Genomic DNA, 17320 nt, shown 5'->3' with positions numbered 1-17320 from the left:
CTTCGCCACGTACAACGAGAAACCGTGGGCTGTGTCGGTGCGCGTGAATCCCGCCTTCAGGAGCACCCTGCCGGAGGCCGGAGGCACGCTTCCGGCAGGGTGCTTGGCGTGTACGGAAGTTGAGGAGTAGTCGCCGGTGTTTCCCGCATCGCTCACGGCGCTGGATGCCGGGCGTAGCGTGCCAAGTCCTCCGAGCATGCGAGAACGGCCGTCCGAGCCCGACCGACCGAGGCGCCCGCGCCCGCGGAGAGGGAGAGTTCCGTCATCCCCGGGCTTTCTGCCGAGTGCCCCGTGCGTACGGCGCAGCTGACGGAGGACAGCGGGGCGGCGGTGTCCTGCGGGGCGCTCACGGTCACCTTGAGTTCGGCGCCCCGCGTCGTGACACCCTCGGCCTTGATCAGCGCCTCCATACTGGCCGCGAGGGGCGCCGCGCTCTCTTCCAGCGAGCCGCCCGGCAGCGGGACCGTATGCTCCAGCGCCTCCGCGCCGATGCCGCGCAGCGCCGTGACGGTCAGTCGCAGGTCGCGGGCGCTGAACACGTGATGGTGGTGCAGGACGTACAGGGCCACCAGTGAGGTACGTACGGCGTTGACGAGAGGCTGTCCATCAGCCGTCGACGGTGCGGTCCAGGCCCACCGTTGAGCGGCGATCCTGTGCGGGGTACGTCCTTCCGTCAGCCTGGCAAGGCCCTCACGCACGGTGTCGCCGAGCTGCCAACGCCCACCGTGATCAATGGAGAAGAGGCGCCCTTCCTCGTCGACCGCGAGCAGCGCGTCCACGTCCGTACGGCCGAACGGGAACAGTCGGGAGCCCGTGGACTCACCGAGAAGTGCGAACGGGCGCAGAGCATGCCGGGCTTCCGTAGGATCGATCACGCATCCCGTGGCCGCCACGTCATGACCGGGTCCGGCCGCTTCTACGCGCAGTCCGTGGAATTCGCGCAATGCCCGCTCGGCAGCCGGGAACAGCACCCAGGTCGCTCCATCGGCCACTGGCTCGATGAGTGCGACGGTTCGGAGGATGGCTGAGAGAGCTTCGTTCCTGACGTCACGGCCGTTGTGCCAGCCGGCGGATACCAGCGCGTCCTCGCCTCGTGTCATGAGCCGATGACGTGGATGCCGAGCCGGTCGAGCAGCGCCGAGCAGGAGCGGCAGACCTGAGCCGCGCTGCCGTGTTCGGGGTCGCCATGGCCACGGATCTTCTTCGCGACGAGGGCGGAGCCGGTGAAATGACCGACGGCCTCCTTGAGGGGCGTCGTCCCCCCGTCGGTGCGCCTGCGGTCCAGTCCCCACAACTGGTCCGAGATCAGTGCGGACTCAGCGCAGTATCCGATGAAGGACTCCCGCTGCTCCACGGGCAATGCGTCGAAGAACTCCCGCACGGCGGGGTGAAGATCGGGCTGTTCGTCGCCGCCGAGACTCGTGTGGCTGAAGATCTGGCCGTGGACGAGCAGTGACGCGGCCACGCCGGGAACGAGGTCAGACAAAGTAGTCCTCCGCATCTTCCATTTCGCTGCTCATGAGGTTCATCAGTGCCTCGTACTTTTCGCGCCCAAGGTAATATGCCCCGGTGTGGTGCGAAAAAAAGAAACGACCGGTTTCGTCCATGAGGATGGTCGAGCCGTCGTATGTGTCGTATCCGACGGGGAAGAGCTTCGTGCCGAGATCTCCGGCCAGTTCAGAGATCTCCTCGGCATCTCCCTTGAAGACGAGATGCGGCGTGAATATCGCGAAGTTCTCCGGAGCGGTGTCGATGACGGCTCGAAGGAACGCGTGCTCCCGGATGAAAGCGAGGGCAGACGGGGAAGGCTCGATGTCCACGCCGTAAGAGCGGTACCGCTCGACCACGGCGGCGACCGCTTCGGAGGCTTCCTCCCCGACATCGCGTTCCGGGTGCCATCCGGCTTCTGTCAGCCACGCATCCACTTCTTCGGCTGTGGAAAGTATCGGCATCGTCGTCCTCATTCTAACTGTGTGCCGTGACACCGATCAACGGCAGAATTCTTGAGCAAGACCGACACGGTTCTTTGTAATCGCCGTGATTCTTGAACCCGGTGGGGGAGTCCTGTTCTCCGATTTGCAGGGAGTAGACGAGCGCTCCGCTCATCACTCTACGAATGTCTTCCGGTGTGCGGATCGCTGTGTGATCCCTTTCTTCTATACCATGGAGTCGGTCGGATACAAGCGCGATCTCGGCGCACTTGCCGTGCCCGGCGCCCGGGTTCTCATTGTCCGCTCGGATCTCCTTCTCCACTTGATCCAGGACGCTCTTGAGCGCGGGGTGGGTGTCGAGAAGCGTCTGACCGTGCCGTTTCGTGGAGCTTGAGTGGCTCGTCAGCGTTCCCTCGTGCAGCAGACCTCCGGCACACGACTTCACCAGTCGGTCCTTGCCGGGCGGATTGTGCCCTGCTTCTTGGTCGCGGGCGTCGTCGGCAAGGCTGCGTGTTTCTCGGACGAGGGCATCCCGTTGTTGCTCCTCGCTGAGATGATTGACGTCAAGTGCGTCGCGTCGATGGTGTTTCATCTTGCCGGCGCTCTGCCCGTGCCACCCCGGCTGCGGCTTGATCGGCTTCCCGTTGGGGCCTCCGCCGGGCGTGCCGCCTCCTCCGCCACCGTTTCCTCCGCCTCCGCCTCCGCCTCCGAGGCCTCCCTCGTCCTTGTCGGCCGCGGAATCGATCTTCTTGATCTTTTCGCGGATGTCCTGGTCGTTTTCCTTGTGGGTCTTCGAACTCTTGCTGATGGAGTTGGGCAGGGTCTCGCCGACGTGGTCGCCGAGGTCCTTCAATGCCTTGCCGAGTTTCTCCGTGACGCCTTCGATGGTGGTGTCGAGGACAGCGGTCAGGGAGTCCTTGCCCTTGGCGCGGCCGTGGTGCCCCTTGGCCTTGGTGAGCTTGCCGCCGGTTTTCTCGCGCATGGAGACCTGTACGCCGGCCAGGTGTAAGCCCGTCTTGCCGTGCGTGTCGTGGTCGATGATCGGGCCACCGCCGGGCCCTGGACCGACCGGCCCCGGAGCGGAGTTGAGCTGGAGCCCGTCCTTGCCGGCCTGGACCGTCTGATCGGTGTTGATCCCGTCCTGTACACCGGCGACGTTCAGAGCGGTCTGGATGGCCAGGTCCGCCACGACGTTCTCGATCGCGGCGACCGCGGGTTCCGTGAGTGCGGCGACGATCTCGGCGACGGCTGCCTCCGCCATCTCCTTGAGGATTCTCTTGAACGCGATACGGGTGGCCGCGATCTTCGCCCCTGCCAGGAGCGTCGACAGACCAGCCGTCACGGGGGCGAACGCGAGCGTGATGCCCACCGTGGCGCAGAGATCCGCGAGTTCACCGACAGCGGCGATCTTCCGGGCCACGATGAGGTCCGCGACGCGGTCGAGTGCGGCTGCGATGACCCGAGCCGCTTTCGCCAGGTCCTTGTGCTTGCCCTGCACCTTGGACCAGTGCGTGTCCAGAGCGGTCAGTGATTCGCTCTGCCCGCTGGAGAGCAGACGCTGAATGTGCTGATGCGCGGCGTGTCCGTCGTCGTCCGCGTCATCCGCGAACTCCCTCAACGCGTCCGCCATGTCGCGGTACGCGTCCTCGTCGACGTTGGGCCAGCCCACGCCGACCACGTCGAGCATCGTGTCGACGCCCTCAGGAATGGTGTAACCCACGATGCGACAGCCCCCATCCCACCACGACCGGATCGGTCACGGACACCAACTCATCTTGACATGAGACGCACTTGGCATCCCAAGCAGTTCAGGGCCGGGACTCGTCCACCGTCCGCCCCGCACCCGATGGGGTGGTTGTTGCGCGTTCCGCCGCGCGTGGTGGTGGTGTCTGCCACTCTCGGCCCAACAAGCCTTCATTCGCAACGAGTTCAGGAGTGGGCCGGAGTGGCTCATGGCCCGGGGAACGGCATGTCGTCGAAGCAGCAATTGGTTCAGGGGTTCGCGCTCGTCGTGATGGGCGTGGGGAATTTCGTCATGGACGCGCCGATGTGGCTGTCGGTGTGGACCGTCGCGTTGGGCGGGTTCACCGTTCTCTTCGGGGCTTCCCAGTGGATGAAGGGGCAGTGATGGCGGCCCGAGCGGAGGCGTGGCTTCCTGGCCGGTCGTCGGCCCGGCTCGGACGGGGTGCGTAAGGCGGGGAGTGCAGGGGGAGCACAGGGGGGAGGGGAGCAAGGATGGGTGTGTTGGACTCGCGGCCGGCCTCGGACCGGGAGCCGCCCGCAGCGGACGTGCAGGGCTTGGGGTGTCTGAGCCTTCTGGCCGGGCCTGCCCGAGGTGTCGTGATTCTGTCGCCGCTTGTGCTGATCCCCTCGGTGGGCGACGTTCCGGAGGCAGTACGTGGGCTTCTGCTGCTCTCTGCCGGGCTGCTGATGGTCCTCGGGCTGGTACGGAGCGACGCCGGCCGGCACCTGCCGCCGTTCGGGCGCGATGTCCATCGACTCGCGCTGGCCGGGCCGCTCGTGGGCGTGGTCGTGCTCGCGCACAGCCCCGCCGGCGAGTGGCTGGTGGCGCAGTGGCTGGGGAGGCCCTGGCTCACCGGCTGGACTGGCGGGCTGCTGCTGGCCGGGCTGACCATTCAGGCCGCCCTCGTGGCACCGCAGGACTTGGGGCTCGCCACCATGCTCTGGCCGCAGCCGGCGGCCGGTGCCCGGTTCGGTCGGAGCGGGTGCGTGGTCGTGGCCACCGTCCTTCTGCTGCCCGTTCAGCTGGTGCGCGGCCTCTGCTGCGCCGGTACGCTCCCGCTGTTGCTGGCAGGTGTCGCCGCACCGCGGCCCGAGCTGGTCCAGGCCGCGCTGGTGGTGATTCTCGCCGAACTGGTCGTCGCGCTCACGGTTCGGTGGTGGCTGAACGACTTCGGACAGCTGATGCTTCACTCGGCGACGATGCCGAGGAAGTGGGCCTCGCTCGGGGACGCGCTGGTCCGGTCCTGGGTGCACGACCGGCTCATCACCAGGATCCGCGGGACTCACACGTCAGGGGAGCCCGGCACGCCCGACTACACCCTGCTGATCCTGCTGGCGGCTCAGGCCACCGCCGCGCCCGATACCCGCGGCGGCCGTCGCAACGCCCCCGGCTATCTGCGGCTGTGCGACTCCATGCTGCTCACGGCGGAGGCCGCCTACCGCGCGGAACCGGGCATCGGAGAGCAGCGCCGCGAGGAACTGTGGCGACTGCATCGGGCAGCACGCGGCACGGTCTCGTTCGCGTTCGCCGCGGTCGCCGACGGGGAGGGCGCCGTGGAAGACGCCCTCGCGCGGAGCGCCGCGGCAGTCGAGGACCTGGAGGCGGCCGGATATCCCGATTTCGCCGCCGTGGCGCGGCTCCAGTGGGCGGGGAGGCTGCGCAACGACTACCCCGCCGTCCGCGATGTGCTGCGCCCCCTCACCGACGGCAGCCGGGACGCGGCCTGGATGTCACCGTTCGCCCATCGATTCCTGGCGAACGCCGCGCGCTCCGGCGCACCCGAACGGGTCGCGTTCCACGAGCGGGCCGAGGCCGCCGAAACGCTCGCCGCGGAAGGGAGCTTCCAGTGGCGCGCGGAGGGGCGGGGGTGGTTTCCACGGGCTGTCGTACCGGCGGTACCCGACGCGGCGGTGAGGCGCTTCGAGAGCATGAGTTGGCGCGTCCACCAGCAGATGTTCGAGTCCGGTGAGCTGATCCGTACGTGGACGCGGGCCCCCGGCACGGGGTCGGACGAGGCTTCGGGCGCGGTCGACCGGCCGGGGCTCAATGTCGACGGCATCAACTACTACGGCGAATCCGTCGCCAGTATCGGCACCGCCTGGAAGATGGTGTGGCACGCCCAACTCCTCGCCCCCGTACGCCGTTTCCGTACAGCGCGGTGGCTGCTGGAGCGGGCACGGAAGAAGTCCGGTGACATCGCCCTCCACATGGAGGCACTGAAGCTGCTCGCCTCGATCGACGAGGAGGAGAAGGACTGGCCCGCCGCCTACGCGCGCTGGAGCGAACTCGTCCGGCTGGAGGAATCGCGCCGCGGCGCCATCACCGACGGCGGCCGGCGCATCGACTATCAGGCCTCCCACTACAACCGCCTGATCCTCCTCCTCACCGGGCCCGAGCGCGGGCACATCCCCGGTCTGCCCGCGCCGCAGTGGGCGGTGGCCTTCGACCACAGCGAACAGGACCGTTCGCGCGTGCTGCTGGAACTGCTGCGCCCTGACCAGGTGACCGGCGCCGGCTCCTCGGCGACCGTCGACTACGCCGAACTGACCGCCGTGCTGGCGGAGTTCGAGCGGAGCGGCGGACGGAGCGGCGGACGGCGCGGTCTCCTTGTCAGCTACTACGTGTTCAACGCCCGGGTCGTCGTCTTCCTCGTCCGTGCCGGTACCTCATCGCCCGTGGTCGAGGAGGGCGAACTGCCTCCCGAGCTGGTGCGGCCCAGTGCCCAGCACAGCTTCGGGCGGTTGACATCGGCCGCGGCCTTCGATCAGGAAGGGTTGGATACGGACTTCGGCCCGCTGGTCGAGGCGGTGACGCGCCACAGCCGGCCGGGGGAGCCGGTGTGCCTGGTGCCGCACGGCGTGCTGCACGAGATCCCACTCCACGCGGTGGCCACCGGCGGGGTGCCGCTGGCCGCTCGCAACCCCGTGCATGTGGTGCAGAGCGCCTCCCTCCTCGCGGATCTGTACCGGGACACCGCCCCGCCCGCCCCGAGCGGCCTGTGCGTCTTCGCCGACTCACGCTCCGGTCAGCCGCTCGTTCACGCGCGCGCGGAGGCCCGCTCCCTGGCCGGAGCGTTCGGTGAGCGCGCCGAAGTCTTCCACGGCGACCGGGTCACCCGGCAGACGGTCCTGGACCGGCTCGTCCACTCGGGGGCGACGGCGGTGCACTTCGCCTGCCATGGTGTGCTGGCCCCCGACGACATCGCCGGCAGCGCGATCAGCTGCGCGGACGGACCGCTGACCATGGACGATCTGCTCGGGCTGCGTATCCGAGCGGATCTGGTGACCCTCAGCGCCTGCCGGAGCGGGGAGAGCAGAGCGCGCCCCGGTGATGAACGGCTCGGTCTCGCACGGGCGTTCCTCATCGCCGGGGCCAAGTCTGTCCTGGTCACGCAGTGGCAGGTGGACGATCTGTCCACCGCGCTGTTCATGGAGCGCTTCTACGGCCTGCTGGTGGCGGGGGCGCCGCGCGGCCGGGCCCTGCATGAGGCGCGGGCGACGGTACGCGGGATGACCACCGAGGCCGCCGTGCGATGGTGCGAGGACGCTCTCGCCCGGACCGATGCCCGGACCGATGCCCGGACCGACGTACTGGCCGATGTTCAGGCCGACGTTCGGGCCGGTGTACGGGCCGACGATGCTCACGTCCCCGATCACGACGCCGCCCGAGCCGCCGAGCGGACCGCGTACGAGGCGGCGCTGCTCCGGCTGATCTGCGAGTCCGGTGATCTCTCCGCCGCGAAGCGGAAGTTCGCGCTGCTCAAGGAGCGCACCCCGAGCGGCAGCCCGCAGCGGAGGGAGCTGATGCTGCTCTGGTCACGGCTGATCGCCAGCGCCGAGGCGAGAGGTGGCATGGGTTCCGGAGCCCGCCCCTTCGAGCACCCTTACTTCTGGGCCCCGTTCGTCCTGGTAGGAGACGCCCGATGACCGTGGGACGCCCGATGACCGTGAAAGGCCCGATGACCGTGGGGGGCTCGATGACTATGGGAGGCCCGATGGCAGCGTTCCCGGCGCACATCCCGCTGGCAGACCTGGCCAGTTCCGATTTCGTCGTGACCTACGAAGGCCCTGGCGTCGTGGGCGGTCAGGACCGTCGTTACCGGATCGGGCTCTCGGCCGACGGAACGCCTCTCACTCTCGCCGTGCGCGCTCCGAGCACGGCTCCTCGGCGCATGCCCGCCGTGGTGGTTTCCGGCTCCGCGACCCTTCAGGACGTGGTCGAAGGGTCGGCCCTGCTCCATCTGCTCGAACTCAGCCCCGACGCCGCCGTGGTGATGGACCACGCGAGCGGCACGGTCACCGGCGTACTGGAACGCGCCACCGTCGACGCGTATCTCCGGCAGGACCGTTTCCCCGGCGGCCCCGTACGCGCGGGCGGGGGTGCGGTCACCGGCGACGACGGCTGTCTGTGCGGCACACACCGCACTCCGCATGCCCATGTGGTCTGCGCGTTCGGCGGCTGCGGCCGCGTCAACGCGCTGCACTTCTACGATCCCGAGGATCCCCCGGAGTGCCCCGGGCCAGGCGAGGCGGTGTCCGGCGAGGCAGGGCCGGGCGGCGCGCGGTTCGGCGAGGCAGGGCCCGGCGGCGCGGTGCCCGCGCATCCGTTGACCCTTTCCCCAAGAGGGTGATGACGTGATCGCGGACGTGTTCCGGGACGCGCTGACGGGTACGAGCCGGCGCCTGCTTTTCACCTCGGCCATCCCCGCCCTCGTCTTCTCGACCGTCCTCCTCGGGATCACCCTCGAAGCGGCCACAGTCGCCGGCGCGGGTGCCGAGACCGCCCCCGGCAGTGGCTTCGGCTCGGGGCTCGGCAGGGCCGTAGCCACCTGGAGCGACCGGCCCGCGAGTGTGCGTACCGTCCACGCGGCGGGCTTCGTCCTCGCCGTCACCCTCCTCACCGCCCTGCTGGCGGCCCATCGGGTGACCCTGTCGCGCTGGGCGGAGGGGTACTGGCCGGGGCGTCCCGGCAGATGGCTCGGGGCGCGACGCGCGAGCCGTCACGAACGAGCCCGCGCCGAGCTGCGCGGCGACGTGAGGGCGGGCAGCCCGGACGCGTACGAGACGCTCTATCTGCACTACCCGCTGCCCGGCGCGCCCGTACTGCCGACGCGCCTCGGCAATGTCCTGCGCGGGGCCGAGGATTACCCCCGTACCCGGTACGGAATCGACGCCGTGCTCGTCTGGCCCCGGCTGTTCCCGCTCCTGCCCGCCCCGTTCACCGGCACGTTCGCGTCGAGCCGGGCACGTCTGGACGCCTCACTCGCCGCCGCCGCGCTGTCCGTGGTGTTCACCGTCGCCGCGCCGGTCTGCACGGTGGCGGTGGGCGGCTCGCCGTGGCTCGCCGTCGTCTGTCTCGTCATCGGCGCGCTCAGCGCGCTGACCGGCTACCGGACCGCGCTCGCCACCGCCGTGGTGCACGGGCAGCAGATCCGTGTCGCCTTCGACCTCTACCGGGGGTTGCTGCTGGACACGGCCCGGCACGGCGGTCGGCCACCTCTGCCGGAGGCGGGACCCGCGGAACGGCAGCAGCACCAGCCGCCGCCCGCGCCCGCGCCCGACACGCTCAGCAGCGCGGCCGAACGCGAGCTCTGGGAAGGGCTGTGCGGCTTCTGGTACCGGAACATCCCGATCGAGGCGCGGATCACCGCCCCGCGATCGGGCGGCTGAGTCCGGTTGGTCCTGCCGGTCCTGTCGCGCGCGCCCGGCCGGTACGGACACGACGGTCCGTACCGGCCTGCGGGCCTGCGGGCCTACGCGTGACACACCTGCCCTCTCGTGCCGCGTCGACCGGTGTCGCGTCGACCGATGTCGCGTCGTGTCAGGCGAACGGGATCCGGATCACCGACTGGTTGCCGATCCCCAGCGTGCTCGCGCCGGTGCCGATCGCGCTCCAGACCTCGATCCGCACCTTTCCGTTGACCAGGTCGCCATGCGACCCGGTGGCCGACTTCAGACCTCTTGCCTGTGTGTAGTGCTCATAGCCCGGCACCGGATCGGTCGCGAAGTACTCGTAGGTCTCCGTACGGTCCCAGGTGCCGTCGCCCGTACGGTCGTAACTCACCCTCACCTGCTGGCCGTTGCCGACCGACGTCCCCGCGTCCACGAACAGGTCGAACTGGGTGGCGCCGCCGTTGTATTTACGGGTGATGCCGCCGGAGGTGAAGACCTGCGGGGTGTGGGGCGTGCCGTCGTAGTTGGCGCCGCCCGCCGTGGCGAGGGTGGCCGACGCGGCCGAGCCGGTGGAGTCACCGAGCCCGGCGCCCGTCCGCGCGTACAGCGTCGAGGAGCCCGACGGCGGCGGGTCGGTCGGGGGATCCGTCGGGGGCGTGCCGCCACGGGTCCAGACGGCCACGTAGTCGACGAGCATGGGGCGGCCCGGGACGGTCGCCGCGGTCGGGGTCCGGCCGCCGAGCGCGTCGGGGAACGCGCCGCCGATCGCCACGTTGAGGAGGATGAAGTACCCGGCGTGCTCGGTCATATTGGCCCAGGTGCCGGCGTCCATCTGGTTCTGCCGCACGGTGTGGTAGAGCTGGTCGTCCACGTACCAGCGCAGTTCGTTGGGCGTGACCGCGCGGTCCCACTCGAAGCGGTAGGTGTGGAACGCGGACTGACAACTGGCCCCGGGGCAGGTGCGGCTGGCGCCGACTCCGGTGGTCTCGTTGCAGGGGCCGCCCGGGTTCACCCCGCAGTGCAGCACGCCCCAGACGGAGTTGATCCCGTTGACGTTCTCCATGATGTCGAACTCACCGATGCCCGGCCAGTTCCAGTAGTTGCCCCGGTACGGCGAGCCGAGGGCCCAGAAGGCGGGCCAGTAGCCGAGCGCCGCCTCGCCCGTCACGTTCGGCATCTGGATACGGCCCTCGATACGGAGGGTGCCGCCCGCCGGAGCCTTGAAGTCGGCGCGCCGGGTCTCGACCCGGGCCGAGGTCCAGTTGCCCGCGCCGTCCCTGAGCGGGGTGATACGGAGGTTTCCGTTGCCGTCGAGGCTCAGATTGTCCGGGCTCGCGGTGTAGTTCTGGATCTCGCCGGTACCCCAGTTGCCCGGCCCGCCGGGGTAGCCGTGGCCGGTGTCGGTCTGCCAGTTGGCGGCGGAGGGCGGGGTACGGTCCGCGCCGTTGAAGTCGTCGCTCCACTGGAGGTTCCAGCCGGGAGCGGGCGGTATCGCGCCTTGGGCGGTGCCGGCGCCGGTGACGCCGATGAACCCGGCCAGCGCGACGGTCATGGCGAGGATCGCGGCGATGAGGGGCGTGCGAGGGGTGCGCGCGGCGCGGGGCGTGCGCGGGGTGTGCGGGGTGCGGGGAGTGGCTCTGACGGGACTCGTTCTCAAGGAACACCTCCGGTGCGGATGGTGCCGAGGGGACTGAGAAGACGGTGCTGAGAGCGCTCTCAGCGCGCCCTCAGTACGTCTTGTAGCGGCGCGCGGGCACAGCGTCAATGCCTTTCTCCTTGCCTTGACCTCGGCGTCAAGGATTACGGTCGAAGACATGCGAATCGGCGAGCTGGCGGAGAGGGCGGGGACGACCACGCGGACTCTGCGGTACTACGAGTCACGCGGGCTGCTGCCCGCCCGGCGGGCGGTGAACGGCTACCGCACCTACGACGAGAGCGATCTGCGCCTCCTCCGGCAGATCAGGACCCTTCAGGACTTCGGGTTCGACCTGGAGGAGACGCGGCCGTTCGTGGAGTGTCTGCGCGCCGGGCATCCGGCCGGGGACTCCTGTCCCGCCTCGCTCGCCGTCTACCGCCGCAAACTCGGCGAGCTGGACGGACTGATCGGTGAGCTTCAGTCCGTACGGGCCCAGGTCGGGGCGCAGCTCGCGCAGGCAGAGGCGGCGCGGGCCGGGCTGGCGGCCGACGCGGCGGTGCCCGGCGGTCCTGAACCGCGGTGCGAACTGACGCCGCACGCATCCTTGCCCGCACCCGCACCCGCACCCGCACCCTCACCCGCACCCGCCCCAGCCCCCGCGTCCATATCCGCACCCAAACGATCCGCACACGAAGGCGCGCACGCGTTCAGTCACGGAGATCGAGGAGAGACAGAGAAATGATCGCGATAGACGGTGTCGACGCCGTGACGGACACGGACTTCGACAACGAGGTACTCAAGGCCGGAGTCCCGGTCCTCGTGGAATTCACCGCCGACTGGTGCGGCCCGTGCCGACAGCTCGCGCCGGTGCTGAGCGCCGTGGCCGGGGAGCAGGCCGACCGGCTCAAGGTGGTGCAGCTCGATGTGGACACCAACCCCGAGGTCACGGCGCGGTACGGGGTCCTCGCCATGCCGACGCTGATGGTGTTCCGCGCGGGCGAACCGGTGAAGTCCATGGTCGGCGCCCGCCCGAAGCGCAAGCTGCTCCAGGAACTGGAAGAAGTGGTCTGACGCGTCGGGGAGATCGCGTCGGGGGATACCGTACGGCCGACAGCCCCGCGGCGTCCGGCCGCGGGGCACCCCGGACTGCCATCCGGCGCCTCGCCGTACGTCCCGTGCCGTACGTCCCCCGCCATACGGCCCGGCCCACCCCGTCTCAGCCGATGGGCGCCGGCATCCGCACCACGTCATAAGCCAGCTCGATCACGTCCCCCGTCGCCGGGTCGCCCAGCTCGACCCGCCAGTGGTCGGCGAACTGGTCCACGCCCTCGGCCATGGGGATGGTGCCTGAGATCAGCACCGTACCGGGCACCAGATCGCCCCGTTCCCGCAGCACCTCGGCCCAGTACCCGGGCGTGAGCAGCTCCGCCAGCGTGCCGTCCTGGATAAGGGTCGCCTCCCCTGAGCCGGTGTGGGTCACCCACGCCCGCAGGGTCAACGCGTCAAGCCGGTCCTGTACGTCGGCCAGCCGCCAGGCGCGCCGGGCGAGGACGTCCGGGCCCGCGTTCTTGCTCCACGCCACACCGTGCACCTCCAGCTCGCGGTCGGTGTGGTCGCAGGCGGCCGTCAGCAGCAGCTCCCCGTCGCCGTCCACGACCAGGGCCCATTCCGCCTCGCCCGAGGTACGCGCGTGCTGGACGCTGACCCGGTCGGTGTGCTGGGCCAGATACGGGGCGACCGGGTAGAGGGCGGGCGTCACGGACGGCGCCGGTACCCCCAGCTCGGCGAGCTCCGCCACATGCGCGGCGACATCGTCCTGGCTGCGGCCGGCGTATCCGGCGTTGAGCACCTGGACGACATCGACGCGCCTGGTGGTGCCGTCGGGCAGTTCGAAGGTCAGCAGCGCCATGGGGTTCTCCACATCGATCGCGGTATCAGCGAGGTTAACTTTGCGCGGAAGGCTTGCGCATACGACCTGTATACAAGAAGTATGCCGGAAGGTCGATAGCGCACCTCAGCAAGGACGGACATCGTGAAGAACAGCACGAACATGGACACGAGCAGGGGTAAGGGAATGGAAACGCAATCGCTGGGCGGGTCCGCGGTCCGCCGCGCCTTCTTCGCCAGCCTCACCGGGACCGCCCTGGAGTGGTACGACTTCGCCATCTACTCCGTGGCCGCCGCGCTGGTCTTCGGCGATGTCTTCTTCCCTTCCGAGGACCCCGCCACCGGCACGCTCCTCGCCTTCTCCACCTACGCCGTCGGCTATGTCTCCCGGCCCCTCGGCGGCTTCGTCTTCGGCCGGCTCGGCGACAAGATCGGCCGCAAGAAGGTCCTCATCGCGACCCTCGTACTCATCGGGGCCGCGACACTCCTGATCGGGCTGCTCCCCTCCTACGCCACGATCGGCGTGGCCGCGCCCATCGCGCTCGTCATCCTCCGCTTCGCCCAGGGCGTCGGTGTCGGCGGCGAGTGGGGCGGGGCCGTCCTGCTCTCCAGCGAGTTCGGCGATCCGCGCCGGCGCGGCTTCTACGCCTCGGCCGCCCAGATCGGCCCGCCCGCCGGCAACCTGATGGCCAATGGTGTACTCGCCGCCCTCGGTGCCATGCTGACGGAGGCTCAGTTCACCAGCTGGGGCTGGCGTGTGGCCTTCCTGCTCTCCGGCGTGCTGGTCGTCTTCGGGCTGTGGATCCGCGCGAAGCTTGAGGAGACCCCCGTCTTCAAGGCGATGGAGGCCGAGCAGAAGCGCCCCGAGGCACCGATCCGCGAGGTCTTCACCACGCATCCCCGCGCGCTCACGGCCGCGATCCTCAGCCGGGTCGCCCCGGATGTGCTGTACGCGCTGTTCACCGTCTTCGTACTGACCTACGCGACCGGCGAACTCGACATGTCCCGCGGCTCCGCGCTGGCCGCCGTCCTCATCGGCTCGTCGTTCCAGGTCTTCCTGATCCCGCTGGCCGGGGCGCTCTCCGACCGGATGAACCGGCGTCTGCTGTACGGCGTCTCCGCCGTGGCCGCGGGCGTCTGGCCGTTCCTGTTCTTCCCGATGACCAGCGGCGGCAACTGGCCGCTCCTCGCGCTCGGGGTCGTGGTGGCGCTGGCCATCCACTCACTGATGTACGGGCCGCAGGCGGCCTTCATCGCCGAGCAGTTCTCGCCGCGTCTGCGCTACACCGGCTCCTCACTCGCGTACACGCTGGCCGGGGTCATCGGCGGAGCCGTCGCGCCGCTGTTGTTCACCGCGCTGCTCGACGCGTACGACTCCTGGATCCCGCTGGCCCTCTATGTCGCGCTGACCGCCGTGGTCACGGTCGTCGGCCTGTCCCTGGGCCGCGACGGGAACCCGGCCGACGACGAGGATCTGAGCGGTACGGAACAGCCCGTCCGCGTACAGGCGTGAGCGGTACGCCGTACCCGAGACCCGAGACCCGAGACCCGAGCCCGGCACCCGACACCCGACACCCGAGCCCCGCACCTGAGCGCCCCGCACCCGCCCCCGCACCCGCCCCCGAGCCCGAGCCCGAGCCCGAGCCCGAGCCCGACCCCCGAGCCTTCGAGCCACGCGCCCCGAGAAGGGAACCACCTCATGCGCATCGCGCTGAGCCAGCTCACCACCGGCCCCGACCCCGAGCGGAACCTCGAACTCCTGCGCACCGAGGCCCACCGCGCCGCGGCGGAGAACGCCCGCGTCATCGTCTTCCCCGAGGCCGCGATGGCCTGCTTCGGCACGCCCCTGGCGCCGCTCGCGCAGCCGCTCGACGGCCCCTGGGCGACGGCGGTGCGGCGGCTCGCGCAGGAGACGGGACTCGTCGTGGTCGCGGGCATGTTCACCCCGGCGCCGGACGGCAAGGTGGCCAACACCCTGCTCGCCACCGGTCCCGGCGTCGAGGCGGCCTACGACAAGATCCATCTCTACGACGCCTTCGGCTTCGCCGAGTCCGACACCGTGGCGGCGGGCTCCGAGGTGGTGACCATCGAGGTGGACGGTGTCCGGATCGGCCTGGCCACCTGCTACGACGTCCGCTTCCCCGAACTGTTCCGGGCGCACGCCGACGCCGGAGCGGTGCTCTCGCTGCTCCCCGCCTCCTGGGGCGCCGGTCCCGGCAAGCGTGAACAGTGGGAACTGCTCATCCGCGCACGGGCGTTGGACGCCACCCTCTGGCTCGCCGCCGTGGGCCAGGCCGATCCCGCCGCCTCCGATCCCGCGGTATCCGCCACGAAGTCGACCGCCCCCACCGGGATCGGCCACAGCGCCCTCGTCGGTCCCGACGGGACCGTACGGCAGCGGCTCGGCGCCGGCCCCGGGACACTGCTCGTGGACGTGGACCTGGACGAGGTCGCCGCGGTCCGCCGTGCCGTTCCCGTCCTGGCCAACCGCAGGCTGACCTGATCAGCCTCCCCCCGAGCCGACTGACCCGATCGCCGCTTCCCGAGTTGACGAAGCCCGAGTGGGGCGACGACCGAGTGGGGCGACGACCGAGTTGAGCCGAAGCGGTAGGCGCCCGCCTACCCGCTTCGGCTCAACTCGGTTTTCCTCAGCCGCACTTCGGCCCGCTTCACTTCGGCGTCCTCTGCCGTCACACTTCACTCAGCGTGTAACTCCGGTCTGCTTCACCCCCCTCCGTATTGGCTGACCCTTCATCGCTCCGACATCCGGCGATGCTCGACGTGTCAACGAGGGCGGGCGAATCTGATCCGAGCATGTCAACCGGACCGCGTACCCCCCACCTCGCGGCCGATCAGGAGGACGCAGTGAAGAAAAGCTCGCGCATCCGCAAGGTCTCGCTCATCCTCGGCAGCGCCATCGCGCTGGTCATCGCTGTGCCGGGCAGCGCGCTCGCCGATCCCCCCAAGGCTCTGCCCGGCAACGCGGACGGCCTGGAGCAGACGTTCCAGCCGGCCTTCGACTACGACACGGACGGCTGCTACCCCACCCCCGCCATCGGCCCCGACGGAACCATCGCCCCCGGCCTCAACACGACCGGGGCCGTCAACGGTTCGTGCCGCGACTCGTGGGACCTCGACAACACCAACGGATACGCGCGCTCCAAGTGCAACAACGGCTGGTGCGCGATCATTTACGGCCTCTACTTCGAGAAGGACCAGGCCGTGGCCGGCAGCGGGCTCGGCGGGCACCGCCACGACTGGGAGCATGTCGTGGTGTGGACGCAGAACAACGTGGCCCAGTACGTCTCCACGTCCGCCCACGGCAACTTCAACATCCACACCCGTGACCAGATCCGCTGGGACGGTACACACCCGAAGGTCGTCTACCACAAGGACGGCATCGGCACCCACTGCTTCCGTGCCGCGAACAACAACGACGAGCCGCCGGAGAACCACAAGGGCGCCTGGCAGTTCCCGACGCTGGTCGGCTGGAACGGCTACCCCGCGGGTCTCCGCGACAAGCTGAGCCAGGCCAACTTCGGCAGCGCCGTCTTCGGCCTCAAGGACGGCAACTTCAACAGCCATCTCCAGAAGGCGAAGCCGGTCGGCATCCCGTTCGACCCCAACGCCTGACCCGCACGCCTGACCCGCACGTCTGATCCGCACGCCTGACAGCAACCGGTCGGCGCGTACGTGCCCGCCCGTCAGCGCGTACGCGTCCACCCGGACAGGGCCTAGGTCCTAACCGGCGAGCAGGACCTTGAGCGTCGTCTCCAGGTGACCGTCGATCGCGCTGTGCGCGGCCGACCGGTCACCGGAGGCGATCGCCGCCAGGATCGCGCGGTGCTCGGTCAGTACGGACTCCTGCCGCCCCTGCTGGTTGTAGAGCGCCACCACCCCGGCCCGGATCTGCCGGCTGCGCAGCCCGTCGTAGTGCCGGTTGAGCAGCGAGTTGCCCGCCGCGGCCACGATCGTGGCGTGGAAGAGATGGTCCACCGCGATGAACTCCTTGGCGTGCTCGGGCCCGCTCAGGGTCCGCTGGCGCTCCAGGAGCCCGGTCAGCTCGGCCACCAGTCCGTCCCGGTCTCCCGGGATGACCTGCTCTGCCGCGTACCGCTCGACGATGCCGCGCAGCTCCATCAGTTCGGTGATCTCCCGCCCCGACAGCGGTACGATCTGCGCCCCCCGCTTGGGGACCAGCCGTACGAGATCCTCGGCGGCGAGCAGGAGCAGCGCCTCTCGGATGGGGGTACGGGAGACCCCTATGCGGTTCGCCAGCTCCTGCTCGGAGAGGAACTCGCCCTGTCTGTCCGGGTCGGTGAGCACGTTCTCCTTGAGGAACGCGTACGCCTTCTCCCTGCCCGACGTCATGACTTCCCCCACAGCGAAGGTTGCATACAACGAGTATACGGGCAGCGATCCGCCCGAGGGTGCGCCGAGGCGGCACCGA

General features: G+C 69.8%; 15 protein-coding genes and 1 pseudogene. 9 read left to right on the top strand and 7 right to left on the bottom strand.

Features of this window, described 5'->3' with window-relative positions; all coding sequences use genetic code 11:
• Positions 1–152: 152 nt before the first annotated feature.
• From ABTZ59_RS17945 to ABTZ59_RS17930, 4 genes are read right to left on the bottom strand one after another with little or no spacing between them, the layout of a single operon-like run.
• Positions 153–1100: an SUKH-3 domain-containing protein gene (locus ABTZ59_RS17945; protein ID WP_351398942.1), complete on the bottom strand. Its 948-nt coding sequence runs from the start codon at positions 1098–1100 to the stop codon at positions 153–155.
• Complete coding sequence (locus tag ABTZ59_RS17940) at positions 1097–1486, bottom strand: YwqJ-related putative deaminase (RefSeq protein ID WP_351398933.1); 390 nt, start codon at positions 1484–1486, stop codon at positions 1097–1099. Before ABTZ59_RS17940 ends, ABTZ59_RS17945 begins: the two co-directional genes overlap by 4 nt.
• Entirely contained in the window at positions 1479–1964 is a 486-nt protein-coding gene (locus ABTZ59_RS17935; protein WP_351398924.1) for an SUKH-3 domain-containing protein, read from the bottom strand. Before ABTZ59_RS17935 ends, ABTZ59_RS17940 begins: the two co-directional genes overlap by 8 nt.
• Position 1965: 1 nt before the next feature.
• The gene (locus ABTZ59_RS17930; RefSeq protein WP_351398913.1) at positions 1966–3651 is read right to left on the bottom strand and encodes a YwqJ-related putative deaminase; all 1686 of its coding nucleotides are present in this window, start codon (positions 3649–3651) and stop codon (positions 1966–1968) included.
• A 249-nt stretch (positions 3652–3900) separates the two neighbouring features.
• Here ABTZ59_RS17930 and ABTZ59_RS17925 point away from each other — a divergent pair, with 249 nt between their 5' ends.
• The 4 genes from ABTZ59_RS17925 (at position 3901) to ABTZ59_RS17910 (ending at position 9344) form a co-directional block, all read left to right on the top strand.
• The gene (locus tag ABTZ59_RS17925) at positions 3901–4059 is read left to right on the top strand and encodes a hypothetical protein (protein ID WP_351398902.1); all 159 of its coding nucleotides are present in this window, start codon (positions 3901–3903) and stop codon (positions 4057–4059) included.
• Positions 4060–4271: 212 nt separating this feature from the next.
• Positions 4272–7601, top strand: coding sequence for a CHAT domain-containing protein (locus ABTZ59_RS17920; RefSeq protein WP_351398893.1), 3330 nt, complete (start codon positions 4272–4274; stop codon positions 7599–7601).
• 68 nt (positions 7602–7669) lie between these two features.
• Positions 7670–8305, top strand: a complete 636-nt coding sequence (locus tag ABTZ59_RS17915) for a hypothetical protein (RefSeq protein WP_351398883.1) — start codon at positions 7670–7672, stop codon at positions 8303–8305.
• A 4-nt stretch (positions 8306–8309) separates the two neighbouring features.
• Positions 8310–9344 (top strand): hypothetical protein, encoded by a 1035-nt coding sequence (locus tag ABTZ59_RS17910; protein ID WP_351398875.1) that lies wholly within the window; start codon positions 8310–8312, stop codon positions 9342–9344.
• Positions 9345–9495: 151 nt separating this feature from the next.
• On the opposite strand, the gene ABTZ59_RS17905 is transcribed toward ABTZ59_RS17910, so the two are convergent.
• Entirely contained in the window at positions 9496–10899 is a 1404-nt protein-coding gene (locus ABTZ59_RS17905; protein WP_351400236.1) for a glycoside hydrolase family 16 protein, read from the bottom strand.
• 262 nt (positions 10900–11161) lie between these two features.
• Between ABTZ59_RS17905 and ABTZ59_RS17900 the strand changes: the two are divergent.
• Both ABTZ59_RS17900 and trxA read left to right on the top strand, forming a co-directional pair.
• Positions 11162–11572 (top strand): annotated as a pseudogene (locus ABTZ59_RS17900) (MerR family transcriptional regulator); the annotation flags it as partial.
• Positions 11573–11721: 149 nt separating this feature from the next.
• Positions 11722–12054 (top strand): thioredoxin, encoded by a 333-nt coding sequence (trxA, locus tag ABTZ59_RS17895; RefSeq protein ID WP_351398865.1) that lies wholly within the window; start codon positions 11722–11724, stop codon positions 12052–12054.
• A gap of 145 nt (positions 12055–12199) precedes the next feature.
• On the opposite strand, the gene ABTZ59_RS17890 is transcribed toward trxA, so the two are convergent.
• On the bottom strand, positions 12200–12892 hold the full coding sequence (locus ABTZ59_RS17890; protein ID WP_351398849.1) for a DUF2848 domain-containing protein: 693 nt from the start codon (positions 12890–12892) through the stop codon (positions 12200–12202).
• Between the two features lie 165 nt (positions 12893–13057).
• Here ABTZ59_RS17890 and ABTZ59_RS17885 point away from each other — a divergent pair, with 165 nt between their 5' ends.
• From ABTZ59_RS17885 to ABTZ59_RS17875, 3 genes are all read left to right on the top strand, one after another.
• Entirely contained in the window at positions 13058–14383 is a 1326-nt protein-coding gene (locus tag ABTZ59_RS17885; RefSeq protein ID WP_351398841.1) for an MFS transporter, read from the top strand.
• 186 nt (positions 14384–14569) lie between these two features.
• A complete protein-coding gene (locus ABTZ59_RS17880; RefSeq protein WP_351398827.1) occupies positions 14570–15373 on the top strand; it encodes a carbon-nitrogen hydrolase family protein in 804 nt (267 codons plus the stop codon).
• Positions 15374–15735: 362 nt separating this feature from the next.
• A complete protein-coding gene (locus ABTZ59_RS17875) occupies positions 15736–16503 on the top strand; it encodes an NPP1 family protein (RefSeq protein WP_351398819.1) in 768 nt (255 codons plus the stop codon).
• Positions 16504–16611: 108 nt separating this feature from the next.
• Here the strand turns inward: ABTZ59_RS17875 and ABTZ59_RS17870 are convergent, their stop codons facing one another.
• Positions 16612–17241, bottom strand: a complete 630-nt coding sequence (locus ABTZ59_RS17870; protein ID WP_351398811.1) for a GntR family transcriptional regulator — start codon at positions 17239–17241, stop codon at positions 16612–16614.
• Positions 17242–17320 lie beyond the last annotated feature (79 nt).

This window comes from Streptomyces sp. NPDC094034 (assembly GCF_040303865.1).
Classification (GTDB): domain Bacteria; phylum Actinomycetota; class Actinomycetes; order Streptomycetales; family Streptomycetaceae; genus Streptomyces.
The sequence above is the reverse complement of the archived record's forward strand: the minus strand, read 5'-3'. Positions and strand labels throughout refer to the sequence as shown.